Below are 14,953 nucleotides of genomic sequence, written 5' to 3'. Positions count from 1 at the left end.
CCGGCTTCGCCGTCCGCGGAAAACCGTGCCCCGGTGAGGAGATGTGCACTTCCGAGGATCCCCACACGGGGATCCGTCCTCCCGAGCGCACATCTCCTCACGAGCGCACGCGCCTCACCCGACCGCGAGGGCCTCGACCGGGGAGATGCGGGTCGCGAGACGGGTGGGGGCGACGGCGGCGATGAGCGTCAGCGCCGCCATCGCGACGATGACGATCGTCACGGGGATCCACGGGACCGCCGGCAGCACCAGGATCCCGCCCTCGGGCAGGGATCCCAGCGTCGACTGCGCGCCCGCCCAGCCGTAGACGGTGCCGAGCACGAGGCCCAGCGCGGTCGACGCGATCGTGATGTGCGCCGCCTCGAGCAGCACCATGCCGCGGATCTGCCCGCTCGACAGACCGAGCGCCCGGAGCAGTCCGAGCTCGGTGCGGCGCTGCACGACACCGATCGTCAGGAGGTTGACGAGGCCCACCGCCGCGATGATCGCCGAGAACGCGACGAGGCCCATCATGACGCCCGAGAACAGGTCGAGGAACGCCGAGAAGCCGAGCGCGTCGGCCTCCTCGGACGAGTATCCGCGCAGGACCACGGTCTTGAGCGTCTCGCTCGCCACGGCGAACATCGTCACGAGCGTGACGCCGACGACGACGCCGATCGCCATGCGACTCGACCGCTCCGGGTAGCGCAGCGCGTTCTCCGCGGCCATGCGGGACGTCGCGGATCCGCCGAAGGCGCGGCCGACCAGACGCAGGACGGGGGGCATGACGGCCGTGGCTCCCATCACGAGCGCCGTGAACGACAGCAGTCCGCCGCCGAACGCGATCACGACGCCGAGCGGCGTGAACAGCCCCGCGAAGACGCCCCCGACGAGCAGGAGGACTCCGAGCAGGCCGATCACGATCGCGACGCCGCTGCGCCCGGACGCACCGCCCGTCTCCTCGTGCGTGCGCTCGACGGATCCTCCGAGCGCCTCGAGCGGGGTCACGGACAGGACGCGGCGCGAGCCGCCCCATGCCGCGAGCCACGTCGTCAGCACGACCGCCGCCGCGGGCAGCAGCATCCACGCCTGGAACGCGTCGCGGTACGCGGGCGCGTCGAGGATCGCCCCCGCCGCCGCCGTGCCGGCGAAGGCGAGTCCGACGCCCACGACCATCCCGATCGCCGCACCGAGCGCGCCGACGACGAGGCCCTGACCTGCGACGCGGCGACGCTCCGAGCGCGCAGTCGCGCCGATGAGGCGCAGGAGGGCGATGCGGCGCGTGCGCCCCGCGACGATGGTCGAGAACGTGTTGGCCGTGACGATCGCGCCGACGTACATCGCGATGACGATGAACAGGACGCTGAGCACGCCGACCATGAGCGTGACCGTGCCGCCCTCGCCGAGGGTCGACTTCGCGAGGAACCCGATGTACGCCGTGGTCGCCAGCAGCGTGACGCCGAACGCCGACGACAGGGCGGCGACGAGGATGCTCGCGCCCATGCCGCGCTCGCGCAGGAAGCCGAGCGACACGCGCCGCGCGGGCGCGCCGAGAGCGATCGCCGTCATGCCGCCTGCTCCTGTTCGGTGCGCAGCATGTGCGCCGAGATCTCATCCGGCGTCTGACGCGGCTTGTCGGCGACGACGCGGCCGTCGCCCAGGAACAGCACGCGATCGGCGTAGCTCGCCGCGATCGGGTCGTGCGTGACCATCGCGATGCTCTGCCCGCGCTCGCGGCTCGCGCGGCGCAGCAGCTCGAGCACCTCGCGGCCCGTGCGCGAGTCGAGGTTGCCGGTCGGCTCGTCCGCGAAGACGAGATCCGGCCCCGTCGCGAGCGCACGCACGATCGCGACGCGCTGCTGCTGACCGCCGCTCAGCTCGTGCGGGCGGTGCGTCAGCCGCTCGCCGAGGCCGAGCGCGGCGACGAGGTCGCGGATCCGCTGGTCCTCCTCCGCCGTGGGGGCACGGCCGTCGAGATCGAACGGCAGGAGGATGTTCGCGCGCACGTCGAGGGTGGGCACGAGGTTGAAGGCCTGGAACACGAAGCCCACCCGGCGGCGACGCAGGAGGGTGAGGTCGCGGTCGTCGAGGCCCGTGATCTCGGTGTCGCCGATCCACGCCTTCCCTCCCGTCGGCGCGTCGAGTCCCGCCATGATGTGCATCAGCGTCGACTTGCCGGATCCGCTCGGGCCCATGATCGCGGTGAACTCGCCGCGGCGGATCCCGACGCTGACGTCGTCGAGAGCGCGCACGGATCCGTCGCCCGATCCGTACATCTTCTGGAGGTGAGTGACGCGCGCCGCGAGGCCGCTGCCGGCTGTGGTGTTGTGCATGTCCTCGACGCTACGAAGCGCGCGGGTGCCCCGTCGTCGGGCGATGGGCTGATCCAGGTCCTCCTCCAGGATGATCCCGCAGCATGACGCAGTCAATCCGGGCGGCATCCGCCCCAGAGACCAGGTCCTCGCCCGTTCCGACACCGAAACGACTGCATTGTGTTGGCGCAGAAGACCTCAGCCCGCCAGCCGGTGGTCGTACGCGAACACGACAAGCTGCACACCGTGACAGCACAACGCAGTCAATCCAGCCGACCGCGGCCCCGGAAACCGGTCTACACCGCATTTCGACACCGAAACGACTGCATTGTGTTGAGGCAGATGACCTCAGCCCGCGAGGCCGTGATCGTAGGCGAAGACGACGAGCTGCACGCGGTCGCGCATGCCGAGCTTCGCGAGGATCCGGCTGACGTGGGTCTTCACAGTCGCCTCGCTGAGGAACTCCCGCGCGGCGATCTCCGAGTTGTTGAGCCCCCGCACGGCGAGAGCGAAGATCTCGCGCTCGCGCTCCGTGAGGCGCTCGAAGTCGGCTGGAACCGGTCGCGTCTCCTTCGCGAATCGCGCGAACAGCTCGCGCGTCGCGCCCGCGGCGATCACAGAGGATCCGGCGTGCACGCCGCGCACGGCGGCGAGGAGGAACTCGGGCTGGGCGTCCTTCAGGAGGAACCCGCTGGCGCCGCCCCGGATCGCGCGGGCGGCCGCCTCGTCGAGATCGAACGTGGTGAGCATCACGACACGCGGCGGATCATCGCGCCGCAGGATCTCGGCCGTCGCCTCGAGCCCGTCCATCACGGGCATGCGGATGTCCATGAGGACGATATCGGGGCGCACCCTCTCCGCCAGCCCGATCGCCTCGCGTCCGTTTCCCGCTTCGCCGACGACCTGCAGATCAGGCTGGGAATCGATGAGCATGCGCACGCCCGCGCGGAACAGCTCCTGGTCGTCGACGAGCGCGACGCGCACCGGTGTCTCGGTCACGAAGGCCATCCTCCCCGCTGTTCGCCCCGTTCGTCGGCGGCAGGCCGATCGGGGATCCCGTCCTCCCGGCGCGGGACCGCCCACGGGATGCGCGCCTGCACGACGAAGGCTGCCGCGCGGCGCTCGACATCGAGGGACCCGCCCACGAGCTGCGCGCGTTCGCGCATTCCGATGATGCCGTGTCCCGCGTGCTCCGGCTCGCGGCGCGCGGCGGCGGGGTTGCGGATCATCACGTCGACGGACCCCGGATGCCACGCGAGCGCGACGTCGACGGCACCGCCGTCGCCATGCCGCAGCGCGTTCGTGAGGGCCTCCTGCAGGATCCGATACACGGCCAGCTGCACGGCCGCGGGCACGTCTCCCTGCGGCGCCGGGTCGATGTCGACAACGAGGTCGACGCCCGCCTGGCGCACCTGCGCGAGCAGCGGATCGATGTCGGCGATCGTCGGCTGCGGCCCCTCGGCCTCGCGGTGGCGCAGCTGAGCGAGCAGCATGCGCACGTCGGACAGCGCGGCGCGCGCCGTCTGGCCGATCGTCTCGAGCGACCCGGTCGCGACCGACGGATCCGCCGCCGCCGCGTATCGCGCGCCATCGGCCTGCGCGACGATCACGGCGAGCGAATGGGCGACGACGTCGTGCATGTCGCGCGCGATGCGCACGCGCTCGTGCTCGGCCCGCGCCTCGGCCTCCGCGGTCGACTGCGCCTCGCGGTTCTCTCGCGCGCGGCGCAGTGCACGGACGAGGGCGCCCGCCGTCCACGACAGCGCGAGCCCGAACAGCGCCATGCCGAAGATCGGCATGAGCATGAGGATCGTGCGCCACAGCTCCTGATCGGTGAACAGCCACTCGATCGCGAGCAGATACAGCGCGATCGTCAGCGCCCCGACGCCCGCGGAGGCGAGGCCGATCCACATCACGAGCCGCGAGCCGTACGCCGCCGTGACGTACAGCACGCCGAAGATCGCGATGTTGGACGCGAGCGGCGGCGCCCCGAACAGCATCTGCACGATCGCGCCGACCCACGCGATCGCGAGCGACAGGGCGGGGTTCAGGCGCCGGACCGCGAGGGCGGCCGACATGAACGCCGCGATGAGCGGGACGAGCGGCGCGAACTCGACGTCGAAGGCGCCGATGACGCTCGCGAAGGCGAAGAAGACGACCGCGAAGACGATGTCGATCGCGAGGCGGATCTTCCCGATGCGGCGAAAGGTCGAGCGGGGCACCTTCACACGCTAGAAGATGTCCGCACCCGGCGCGTCCTCCCGAAGGTGTATTCGCCACCTCGCCCGCGTCCCGATGCGGGCGAGGTGCGTCGCACCGGCGACGAACGGGTCCCGCCGTGCGAGGCGCGCAGGCGGCGGTCACGAGCCGCGGACGGAGGCTCCGCCCTCCCGATCTCAGGGAATCGTCAACGCTGCGGGATCCCGGACGTCGCATGACTCCGATACAGTCCGGTCGTGCCGCTCTCGCACGCGAGAGCGGCTCTCCCGGCACCCGCGCCGTCGAAAGGGCACGCATGACCGACCTCACCCCGCGCCCGGATCCGTCGGCGCAGCAGCCGATACCGACCGTGCCCGCTCGCCTCCCGGCTCTCGCGTTCGGCTTCGACGGCGGAGCGGCCACCTGGCTCGGCGTCGGCATCGGCGGCTTCCTCATCACCGTGCTCACCCTCGGGATCTGCTACCCCTGGGCGGTCGTCATGACCTACCGGTGGAAGTCGAAGCACACGTACATCAACGGGCGGCGGCTCCGGTTCACCGGCAGCGCCTGGGGCCTGTTCGGCATGTGGATCAAGTGGCTGCTGCTGTGCATCATCACGATCGGCATCTACGGCTTCTGGGTGTACCCCCGGCTGCAGAAGTGGATCGTCGAGCACCAGGAGCTCGATCCGGCCGCGTAGGAGCGCCCCGCCGGCCCTGGGCCGCTGACAATGCGCTGGCGCGCTGAGGAATCCGGCAGATCCGCCGAGATCTCGATGATCGCCCAGCGGAACAGGGCGCGGCGCGGCCGCGCTCGGAGCTGCACGTCCCGGCGCCGACGGTCGGGAGACCCTGCCGATGCGCCGAGGCGCGGAACGAGACCCCGGATCCGGGGTGATCGTCCGTGCCGTCAGCGCAGCGCGCCGACGCTGGCGAGCGCCTGACGGACGAGGGTGCCGCGGCCGCCCTCCAGCTCGGCGGCGAGCGCGTCGGAGGACGCCTCCTCGGGTGTCATCCAGGTGACTTCGAGGGCGTCCTGACGCGGCTCGCACGTGCCCGTCACGGGCACGACGTAGGCCAGGGCGACGGCGTGCTGACGGTCGTCGTGGAACGGCGTGACGCCGGGCATCGGGAAGTACTCCGCCACGGTGAACGGCGCGGGCTGCGCCGGCACCTGCGGGAAGGCCATGGGCCCGAGGTCGTTCTCGAGGTGGCGGTAGAGCGCGTCGCGCACGGTCTCGCCGTGGCGCACGCGCCCCGACACGAACGTGCGCAAGAGCTCGCCGACGCTGGTCGACCGCAGCAGGATCCCGACCTCGGTCACCTGCCCCGTGCCGTCCGTGCGCACCGGCACGGCCTCGACGTAGAGGATCGGCAGGCGGCGCCGCACCTCGGCCAGCTCGACCTCGCTCAGCCAGGCCGGATTGGCGGACCCTCCGGGCACGCCGCCGAGCCCGCTCATGCCGAGGTCGCTGGGGAGCTGCGGCTCGTCGGGCAGGTCGTCGGGATCGGGATCAGGTGTGCGCACCGCCATGCCGCTCACGGTACTCGCTGGCGGTGACATCCGAGGGACACGCAGGGTGACGGATCCGGAACTCCGCGCAGCGCCGCCTGAGGCACGCGGACACGCCGCCCCCGTGTCCCACAACACGCCGTCACACCGGCGGGATGACGGCGTGTCGTGGGACACGCGAGTGGTGCATGTCCCGAGACACGCCGTCATCCCCGACGGGAAGCGGCGTGTCTCGGGACACGGAGAGCCTCCCCGCAGAAGTGGATCCCGGACGCCCGAGCACGCGGATCCCGGCATGTCCCCGGATCCGGAACCTCGGCATGTCCCACAACACGCCGGCATCGCCCACGGGAGACGGCGTGTCTCGGGACACGGAGAGCCTCCCCACACACACGAAACCGCGGCATGTCCCACAACACGCCGTCATCCCCCACGGGAGACGGCGTGTTGTGGGACATGCACGTCAGTGGAAGCGCTTCAGGCGGAGGCTGTTCAGCACGACGAACACCGAGCTGAAGGCCATCGCGGCACCGGCGAGCATCGGCGCGAGGAGGCCCAGCGCGGCGAGCGGGATCGCGGCGACGTTATAGGCGAAGGCCCAGAACAGGTTGCCGCGGATGATGCCGAGCGTCCTCCGCGAGAGGCGCACGGCGTCGGCCGCGACGCGCAGGTCGCCGCGCACGAGCGTGAGGTCGCTGGCCTCGATCGCGACGTCGGCTCCCGTGCCCATGGCCATCCCCAGGTCGGCCTGCGCGAGCGCGGCCGCGTCGTTGACGCCGTCGCCGACCATCGCGACGGAGCGGCCCTCCTGCTGCAGCCCCCGCACGACGTCGACCTTGTCGGCGGGCAGCACGCCCGCGATGACGCGCTCGATGCCGACCTCCGCGGCCACCGTGCGGGCCGGATCCTCGGCGTCGCCGGTCACGAGCACGGGCTCGAGTCCCAGCGCACGCAGCTCGCGCACGGCCTCGGCGCTCGTGGGCTTGATGGTGTCGGACACAGCGATCGCCCCGCGCGCCCGGCCGTCCCACGCGACTGCGACGACCGTCGCGCCCGTGCCCTGCGCCGCGTCGAACCGCGCGCGCAGGTCGTCGTCGAGCGACGCCGCCCACTGGTCGAGGAGCTGCGCACGTCCGATGACGACGGCGCGCCCGTCGACGATGCCCTGCGCCCCGAGCCCCTCGAGGCTGCGGAAGTCGCTCACTGCGGGGATCCCCGCACCCGCCGCCTCCACGATCGCTCGCGCGATGGGGTGCTCGGAGGCGCTCTCGACGGCCGCCGCGATGCGCAGCACCTCGGCGGCGTCCTCGCCCTCCGCCGGGAGGATCTCGCCCACGCTCATCCGGCCGCTCGTCACCGTCCCTGTCTTGTCGAGCACGATCGTGTCGATCTCGCGCGCCCGCTCGAGCGCCTCGGCGTCCTTGATGAGGATCCCCTGCTCAGCACCGCGGGTCGTGCCGATCATGAGCGCGAGCGGCGTCGCGAGACCGAGCGCGCAGGGGCACGCGATGATGAGCACCGCGACGGCGGCCGTGAACGCCGACGCGGCCGGCTGTCCGAGCAGCAGCCAGGTCGCGAGCGTCGCCGCCGCGAGCACGAAGACGATGGGCACGAAGATCCCCGCGACGCGATCCGCCAGACGCTGCGCGCCCGCCTTCGACGCCTGCGCCTGCTCGACGAGGTGCGCCATCTGCGCCAGCTGCGTGTCGGATCCGACGCGCGTGGCACGCACCACGAGCCGCCCGCTCACGCCGATCGTGCCGCCGACCACGGCGTCGCCCTCGCCGACCTCCGCAGGGACGGGCTCGCCCGTCACCATCGACTGATCGACCGCGCTCGCGCCCTCGATCACGACGCCGTCCGTCGCGATCCGCTCCCCCGGGCGCACGACGAACTCGTCGCCCACGCGCAGGCGCTCCGCGGGGATCCTCTCCTCGGATCCGTCGGGGGCCCGCACCGCGACGTCCTTCGCGCCGAGGTCGAGAAGCGCGCGCAGCGCGTCACCCGCCCGCAGCTTCGACCGCGCCTCGATGTAGCGGCCCGCGAGGATGAAGGTCGTCACGCCGGCCGCGGCCTCGAGGTAGATGGATCCGGATCCGTCGGAGTGGGTCGCGAGGAGCGACCAGCCGTGCGTCATCCCGATCATTCCGGCCGTGCCGAAGAACAGCGCGTAGAGGCTCCAGCCGAGCGCGGCGATCGTGCCGACGGAGACGAGCGTGTCCATCGTCGCGGCGCCGTGGCGCAGGTTCGTCCAGGCGGCGCGGTGGAAGCCGGATCCGCCCCACACGACCACCGGGACGGCGAGGACGAGAGACACCCACTGCCACCCCGGGAACTGCAGCGGCGGGATCATCGCGAGCAGCACGACGGGCACGCTGAGCGCGATCGACCAGATGAGTCGGACGCGCAGGGTGCGCAGGTGTCGCTCCCGGTCGTCGTTGGCGGGCTCGGGCAGTCGTGCGCCGTATCCCGCCGCCTCCACCGTGCGGATCAGGTCGTCCGTCGTCGTGGCCTCGGGGAACGAGACGTGGGCCTTCTCGGTCGCGTAGTTGACCTCGGCGGTCACCCCGTCGAGCTTCGTCAGCTTGCGTTCGATGCGGTTCGCGCACGACGCGCACGTCATGCCCGTGATGTCGAGCTCGAGCTCGGTGGTGCTCATATCGCGTTTCCCTCTGTCTGCAGGTGCCGGCATGGTCGCCCCTCGACGGGGCGTCGCCGCCGCTCGTGATCCCCACCCGCCGTGTCCCGGGACACGCCGTCATTCCGCGGCGGAGACGGCGTGTCCTGGGACACGGTGCGGGCGGGGTGCCGGATCAGGCGGGGCGGATCCCCAGGTCGCCCGCCGCGGCGAGGGCGTAGCCGGCCTCCTCGACGGCGGCCTTCACGGCGGCGTCGTCGAGGCTCGGCGCGGTCACGTCGAGGCGGCCGGAGGCGAGGTCGACGTCCACCTGCTCGACGCCGTCGATCTCGCGCACCTCCTCGGTGACGCTCATCACGCAGTGCTGGCAGGTCATGCCCTGAACGGTGTACGTCTTCTGCATCTTCTTCTCCTCGTTCACGAGCGCACGAGGCGCGCGATCGCGTCGGACGCCTCGGTGATCTTCTCGTCGGCGATCTGTCCTCCCTCGCGGACGGCGTCGGCGACGCAGTGCGCGAGGTGGTCGTCGAGCAGCCCGAGCGCCACGGACTCGAGCGCCTTGGTCGTCGCCGAGATCTGCGTGAGGATGTCGATGCAGTACTTCTCGTCGTCGACCATGCGCTGGAGTCCGCGCACCTGCCCCTCGATGCGGCGCAGGCGCGCCTGCACCTTGTCCTTGCCATCGATGTAGCCGTGCTGGTGGTCGCTCATGGGTGCCCCTTCGGTTGTCATCGGCGACAACAGGATACCCCCGAGGGGTATTCCCGACGTGTCGAGAATTCTTTTGTCGGGGGTTCGCGCCATCATGGAGGACATGCAGACGCCGCCCCTCGACAACGACGCCGTGCTCTGGTCCGGCGATCCCGCCGACCAGCCGCTCATCGTCTTCCTCCACGGATACGGATCCGACGAGCGCGATCTCTTCGCGCTGCGCGCGCACCTGCCGGGCGACTTCGCGTTCGCGTCGGTGCGCGCACCGCTGGATCCGCCGTTCCCCATGGGCGGGTACTCCTGGTACCCGATCGAGGGGCTCGACTCCCGGGATCCGGCGCGCGTCACCGACAGCGCGCAGCGGCTCCTCGAGTGGCTCGACGCGCACGCCGCGACCCGCACCGCCGTGACGCTCGTGGGCTTTTCGCAGGGCGGGGCCGTGGCCCTGCAGGCGATGCGGCTCGCGCCCGAGCGCTTCGACTCTGTCGTCAACCTCTCGGGCTACGCGGCGGGCGGGTCGCTCGAGGGCGACGACGTCCTCAAGGAGACGAAGCCGCCCGTGTTCTGGGGGCGGGGCTCAGCCGACGAGGTCATCCCCGAGGCCGCGATCGTCCACACGACCGACTGGCTCCCCGTGCACACCGAGCTCGTGGGGCGCATCTACCCCGGCCTCGCCCACGCCGTCGCGCCGCAGGAGATCGACGACCTCAATGTGTTCCTGAAGAAGCGGCTGGCGCCGCGCCCATGACGAAGCGGGCGGATCCCCGTGTGAGGATCCGCCCGCCGTCGTCGTGCGCCGCTACTCCGCGCTGCTGGCGTCGTAGGCGACGGTCGACGTGGTCACGTCGCCGTGCCCATCGGTCACCGTGATCTCCACGGATCCGGCCTCGATCTCCCCCGCGTGCGTGTGGAGCGAGACCGAGCGCGTGCCACCCGCCTTCAGGCGCTGGATCTTCTTGTCGCCGAACTCGGTCGAGACGTCGACCCGAACGACGTCGTCGCCGGCGTTCGTCGCGCTGACCACGAGCTTGAGCTGGTGGCCCACCGTGCGCGTGCCGACCTCGACCTCGACCGGCGAGTCCTCCGCCGGATCGGTCTCCACGGGCTCCGCCGCGGGGGCATCGCTCGTGTACGCCAGCGACGGCGCGGCCGGCTGCTCCATGCCCTCACCGAGGAAGTACCCGGTGTGCGGGGGCTGGTTGTACGCCGACAGCTGCGTCGCGACCGCCATACGGTAGGTCGAGTCGGACATCAGCGTGCGCAGACGGTGCTCGGTCTCGTCGACCGTGGTGAAGATGCGCAGCGCCGACGAGTCGTCCGTGCGGTACACGAGCTCCTCGCGCCAGTCGCCGAACAGGTCGGCCTGCAGCGCGGGGTTCCCCTTGGTGCTGTTGTTCGTGCGCACCCCCTCGGGCTGGAAGATCGGCACCTCCTGGGCGTTCTCGTAGTCCCACTTCGAGACCACGGGAGCACCGGATCCGCGTTCTTCGTCGAAGTCGTGGTCGACGATCTCGCTGAGCAGATCGCCGTCCCACTTCGCGACGAAGTTCGCGGCGGGGATGCTCTCGGCGATGAGCTCGCCGCCCGCGCTCTTGAGCTGACCGACCGGCGAGTTCCATGCGGCGTCGCCGCCCACGGCCCAGCCCTCGGCGCCCACATGGCGCGGATCGATGTCGGCCATGGCCGCGCGGCCGGTGTCGACCTCGGCGGGGATGTCCCACAGGATCTCGCCCGTCGCGGCGTCGCGGAACGTCGCCCCGCGGTTTCCCGACGCCCCCATGTCCTCCTGCGCCGCGAAGATCTCGAGACCGGGGCGCGACGGCAGGAAGTCGCTCACGTGGAGGGCATCGCCGTGGCCGAGGCCCGTCGAGTACAGGCCCGTGCCGTCGTCGTCGATCACGGCGGATCCGTAGATCAGCTCATCCTTCTGATCGCCGTCGACGTCCGCGACGTTCATGTTGTGGTTGCCCTGGCCGTAGTAGTCGCCGTTGCCGGGCTCCGACGAGTCGAACACCCAGCGCTGCGTGAGGCTCTCGCCGTCGAAGTCGAACGCCGCGAGCACGGCGCGCGTGTAATAGCCGCGAGCGAAGACGGCGCTGGGCTTCTCGCCGTCGAGGTACGCGACGGACGCGAGGAAGCGGTCGACGCGGTTGCCGTAGCCGTCCCCCCAGGATCCGACGTCGCCGCGCTCGGGCACGTAGTCGATCGTGTCGACCGCGCCGCCCGTCTGGCCATCGAACACCGTCAGGTACTCGGGGCCCTGCAGCACATAGCCGCTCGAGTTGCGCCAGTCCGCGTCGGCGTCGCCGATCACGGCGCCCTCACCATCGACCGTTCCGTCAGCCGTCTTGACGATGAGCTCCGCGCGGCCGTCGCTGTCGAAGTCGGCGACCATCGGCTGCGAGTAGTGCGCGCCGGCCCGGATGTTGCGCCCCAGGTCGATGCGCCACAGCTGTGTGCCGTCGAGCTCGTACGCGTCGAGGTACACGTTGCCCGTGTAGCCCGAGCGCGAGTTGTCCTGCGCGTTCGAGGGATCCCACTTGACGATGTACTCGTACTCGCCGTCCCCGTCGACGTCGCCGACCGTCGTGTCGTTCGCCGAGTAGTCATACGGCTGCCCGTCGGGCGTGTAGCCGCCCTCCGGCACGTCGAGCGGGATGTCGATCGACTGTCCCGCCCACGTCGTGAACTCCTCGGTCGCCCAGGTCTCGTCGCCGTCGAGAACCCGCGAGACGCGGTAGGCGGATCCCTCGGATCCGTTCTCGTCGACGTAGTTCGTCGAGCCCGTGATCGGCTCGTCGGTGATCTGCTCACCGTCGCGGTACACGTGGAACGCGACCTCGTCGACGTCGTCGCCGAGCATGCGCCAGCCGACGTAGACGCCGCCGTCCTGCACGACGGCGACGGGCGCGCGGTCGAGGCGCTCCGCGGCGCGCTCGAGCACGGTCTCGGCGGGCGTCTCGAGCGCTTCGGAGGCCTCCGAGGCGCCGCCGGCGTTCACGGCCTGCACGCGATAGAAGTACGGCACCGTCGTGAGCACATCGGAGTCGACGTACGCCGCGTCCTCCGTGCGACCGAGGACCTTGAAGTCGCCGTCCGCCGACTCGGAGCGGCTGACGAGATAGAACAGCGCGCCTTCCGTGTCGTCCCACGACAGCGCGACCTCGCGCTTCTGCACGTCGTCGACCGCGAGGCCCGTCGGGGCATCGGTGACCGCGACGTCGGGATCGATGATGTCGACGTCGGCGCTCACCGACGGAACCGACTCGCCCTCAGCGGTGACGGCCGCCACCGCATAGGAGTACGACGATCCCGCCTGGGCGGTGTCGTCGACGAGCTGCAGGTCGGCGGTCTCGCCGACCAGCTCCGCGGATCCGTCGGGACCCGTGCGGTACACGCGGTACGACGTCGCCTCGGGTGTCTCGGGCCAGCTCAGGCTCACGGATCCCGTCACGCCGTCGATCACGACGTCGTCGACCGAGATCGACTCGGGCGCGACGAGGATCGGCGTGACCGTGATGCCGTTCATGTGGCCGGTCTGGCCCGAGATGCGGAAGGTGAGCTGCCCGTCCTCGACGACGATGTCGTCGAGCGCGGTCTCGCTCGATCCGCGGCTCGCCGAGAGGCCGCCGAAGTCGCGCCCCTCGATCGCGACGTTCGTGCGCACCGTGCCGAGCAGGTCGCCGACCACTGCCGCCGCCGAGTACTCGCCATTCGGCACATCGACGACGAACTCGTACTCGCCGCCGAAGAACGCGACGAAGTCGCGGGCGACATCGTCGAGATCGGCGCCGCGGTCGCGGTCGATCATGTCGGACGAGTCGACGATGCCGAAGCCGCGCTCGGCGTCGTAGATCGTCTCGCGGGTGACCTCGTCATAGCCGTCGGCCACGACCGATCCGACCGGGCCGAAGTCGTAGCGGTAGGCGGCGCCGCGGGTCGTCGCCGACACCGTCGCGCTCGCCTCCCCCTCGCCGAGGCTGTTCGCGGCGGCGACGCGGAAGTCGTACGTCGCGCCCTCGTCGAGACCGGAGACCTTCGCCTGCGGGATCGTCGAGGTGCCCGCGAGAGCGAAGTCGTCGGAGCCCTCCTCCGCCTTGTAGATCCGGTAGATGTCCGCACCGTCTGCCTCGCTCCACGCGAGGTCGACCGTGGAGCTCGCGCGCCCGGCCACGTGGAGGTCGGCGGGAGCCGCGGGAACCGCGTCGGGCGTCGGGACCTCGACGGCGTCGGAGATCGGGAGACCGAGGCCGGCGACGTCCTGCGCGACGAGGCGCGCCATCTGGATCGCGCCGTACTCCTGGAAGTGCGTGTCGTCCTTCGTGCCGTCGGGGCGGTTCGGGTAGACGCCCGCCGGGACGTGGAGGAACACGGAGTGCGCGTCCTCGTAGCCGACCTCGTCGAGGAAGGCGCGACTCGACGCCGACAGGTCGACGAGCGGCACGTCGAGCTCGGCGGCGACGTCCTTCGTCGCCTGCACGTACTCGGGGAAGCTCTCGTTGAAGACGCCCGCGTCGGCGTCGTAGTCGAGGCGGCTGACCGGCGTCACGAGCACGGGCGTCCCGCCGCGCTGCAGCGTGCCCTCGGCGTAGATCCTGAGGTAGTCGCGGAAGTCCTCCGGGCTCGTGTAGCGCTCCGGCACCGACGCCGTCGCATCATTGTGCCCGAACTGCGTGAAGACGTAGTCGCCGGGGTGCACGCTGCGGAGCACCTCGTCGAGGCGCCCCTGCTCGACGAACGAGCGCGAGCTGCGCCCGCCGATCGACTGGTTGTCGACCGCGACGTCGTCGGTGAGGAACTGGTCGAAGACCTGGCCCCAGCCGGCCTGCGGCTCCCAGTACGGGTCGTAGGTCTGCATCGTGGAGTCGCCCGTGAGGTACGCCGTCGGCGTCGCCGCCGCGTCGCGTGCAGGGTGGGGCGTGATCTCGATGGCGGCAATGTTGGGCGTCTCGCCCGTGAACGAGAAGGTCATCTGCCCGTCGACGAGCGCGATGTCGTAGCTCATCTCGAGGAACTCGCCCGTCGCGCGATCCGTCGCCTGGACCTTCTGCATGAACTCGCTCGTGATGGCGATGTTCGTGGGTCCGCCCAGGTCGCCCGCGATGAGAGAGACGGTGTAGTCGACGTTCTCGAGGTCGACCGCGAAGCTCGCCTCCGTCGGCGTGACGAAGTCGGCCCGCAGGGAGTCGTCGCCCCCGCGATCGGTGCCGGTCACGGATCCGCCCTCGATGAATCCGTAGCCTCGCTCGGACGTGTACGTCGTATCGGCGGTGACGCCGGTGAACCCGTCGGCGACGGCGCCGGGACCGAAGTCGAAGCGCAGGGTCTCGGGGGCCGCGTCTGCGGCGGCCTGTGCGGGGACGGGCGCGGCGACGGCCGCCGTTCCCGTGACGGCGAACCCGGTCGCCGCGAACGCGGTCGCCGTGACCGCGCTGATGACCCGTATCGTCCGGCGCCGCCTGGTTGCTCCAGGAGATGCACCGCGGGGGGATGCGCTGTTCATCCGATCCTCTCTGATCGTCGCGCTCCGGCATCGTCACCGGAGTGCCGCCCGTCTCCGGGCACGCAGACCGCGACGCGGGCACCCCGCCCGCGCACTGGA

General features: G+C 71.2%; 11 protein-coding genes. 2 read left to right on the top strand and 9 right to left on the bottom strand.

Translation table 11 applies throughout. The features are described from left to right. Positions 1-114 precede the first annotated feature (114 nt). The 4 genes from KOL93_RS02345 to KOL93_RS02330 all read right to left on the bottom strand — a co-directional run bounded on the left by KOL93_RS02345 (position 115) and on the right by KOL93_RS02330 (position 4,513). Positions 115-1,548 (bottom strand): ABC transporter permease, encoded by a 1,434-nt coding sequence (locus KOL93_RS02345; RefSeq protein WP_221583685.1) that lies wholly within the window; start codon positions 1,546-1,548, stop codon positions 115-117. Further along, a complete protein-coding gene (locus KOL93_RS02340; RefSeq protein ID WP_221583684.1) occupies positions 1,545-2,312 on the bottom strand; it encodes an ABC transporter ATP-binding protein in 768 nt (255 codons plus the stop codon). Before KOL93_RS02340 ends, KOL93_RS02345 begins: the two co-directional genes overlap by 4 nt. A 327-nt stretch (positions 2,313-2,639) precedes the next feature. Beyond that, positions 2,640-3,299 carry a response regulator gene (locus KOL93_RS02335; protein ID WP_221583683.1) on the bottom strand — a complete coding sequence of 220 codons (660 nt, stop codon included), beginning with the start codon at positions 3,297-3,299 and terminating at the stop codon, positions 2,640-2,642. Continuing rightward, a complete protein-coding gene (locus KOL93_RS02330; protein ID WP_221583682.1) occupies positions 3,287-4,513 on the bottom strand; it encodes a sensor histidine kinase in 1,227 nt (408 codons plus the stop codon). Before KOL93_RS02330 ends, KOL93_RS02335 begins: the two co-directional genes overlap by 13 nt. A gap of 293 nt (positions 4,514-4,806) precedes the next feature. Between KOL93_RS02330 and KOL93_RS02325 the strand changes: the two genes are divergently transcribed. Continuing rightward, positions 4,807-5,190, top strand: coding sequence for a DUF898 family protein (locus KOL93_RS02325; RefSeq protein ID WP_221583681.1), 384 nt, complete (start codon positions 4,807-4,809; stop codon positions 5,188-5,190). A gap of 209 nt (positions 5,191-5,399) precedes the next feature. Here the strand turns inward: KOL93_RS02325 and KOL93_RS02320 are convergent, their stop codons facing one another. The 4 genes from KOL93_RS02320 to KOL93_RS02305 all read right to left on the bottom strand — a co-directional run bounded on the left by KOL93_RS02320 (position 5,400) and on the right by KOL93_RS02305 (position 9,351). After that, positions 5,400-6,023: an NUDIX hydrolase family protein gene (locus tag KOL93_RS02320; protein WP_221583680.1), complete on the bottom strand. Its 624-nt coding sequence runs from the start codon at positions 6,021-6,023 to the stop codon at positions 5,400-5,402. 442 nt (positions 6,024-6,465) lie between these two features. Further along, a complete protein-coding gene (locus KOL93_RS02315; RefSeq protein ID WP_221583679.1) occupies positions 6,466-8,661 on the bottom strand; it encodes a heavy metal translocating P-type ATPase in 2,196 nt (731 codons plus the stop codon). Positions 8,662-8,815: 154 nt separating this feature from the next. After that, positions 8,816-9,043: a heavy-metal-associated domain-containing protein gene (locus tag KOL93_RS02310; protein WP_221583678.1), complete on the bottom strand. Its 228-nt coding sequence runs from the start codon at positions 9,041-9,043 to the stop codon at positions 8,816-8,818. A gap of 14 nt (positions 9,044-9,057) precedes the next feature. Further along, a complete protein-coding gene (locus KOL93_RS02305) occupies positions 9,058-9,351 on the bottom strand; it encodes a metal-sensitive transcriptional regulator (protein WP_221583677.1) in 294 nt (97 codons plus the stop codon). Between the two features lie 103 nt (positions 9,352-9,454). Here KOL93_RS02305 and KOL93_RS02300 point away from each other — a divergent pair, with 103 nt between their 5' ends. Beyond that, positions 9,455-10,099, top strand: a complete 645-nt coding sequence (locus KOL93_RS02300; RefSeq protein ID WP_221583676.1) for an alpha/beta hydrolase — start codon at positions 9,455-9,457, stop codon at positions 10,097-10,099. A 51-nt stretch (positions 10,100-10,150) separates the two neighbouring features. On the opposite strand, the gene KOL93_RS16295 is transcribed toward KOL93_RS02300, so the two are convergent. Beyond that, complete coding sequence (locus tag KOL93_RS16295) at positions 10,151-14,854, bottom strand: rhamnogalacturonan lyase family protein (protein ID WP_221583675.1); 4,704 nt, start codon at positions 14,852-14,854, stop codon at positions 10,151-10,153. Positions 14,855-14,953 lie beyond the last annotated feature (99 nt).

Source organism: Microbacterium salitolerans (assembly GCF_019720895.1).
GTDB lineage: Bacteria > Actinomycetota > Actinomycetes > Actinomycetales > Microbacteriaceae > Microbacterium.
This window is presented reverse-complemented; position numbering and strand designations above follow the sequence as displayed.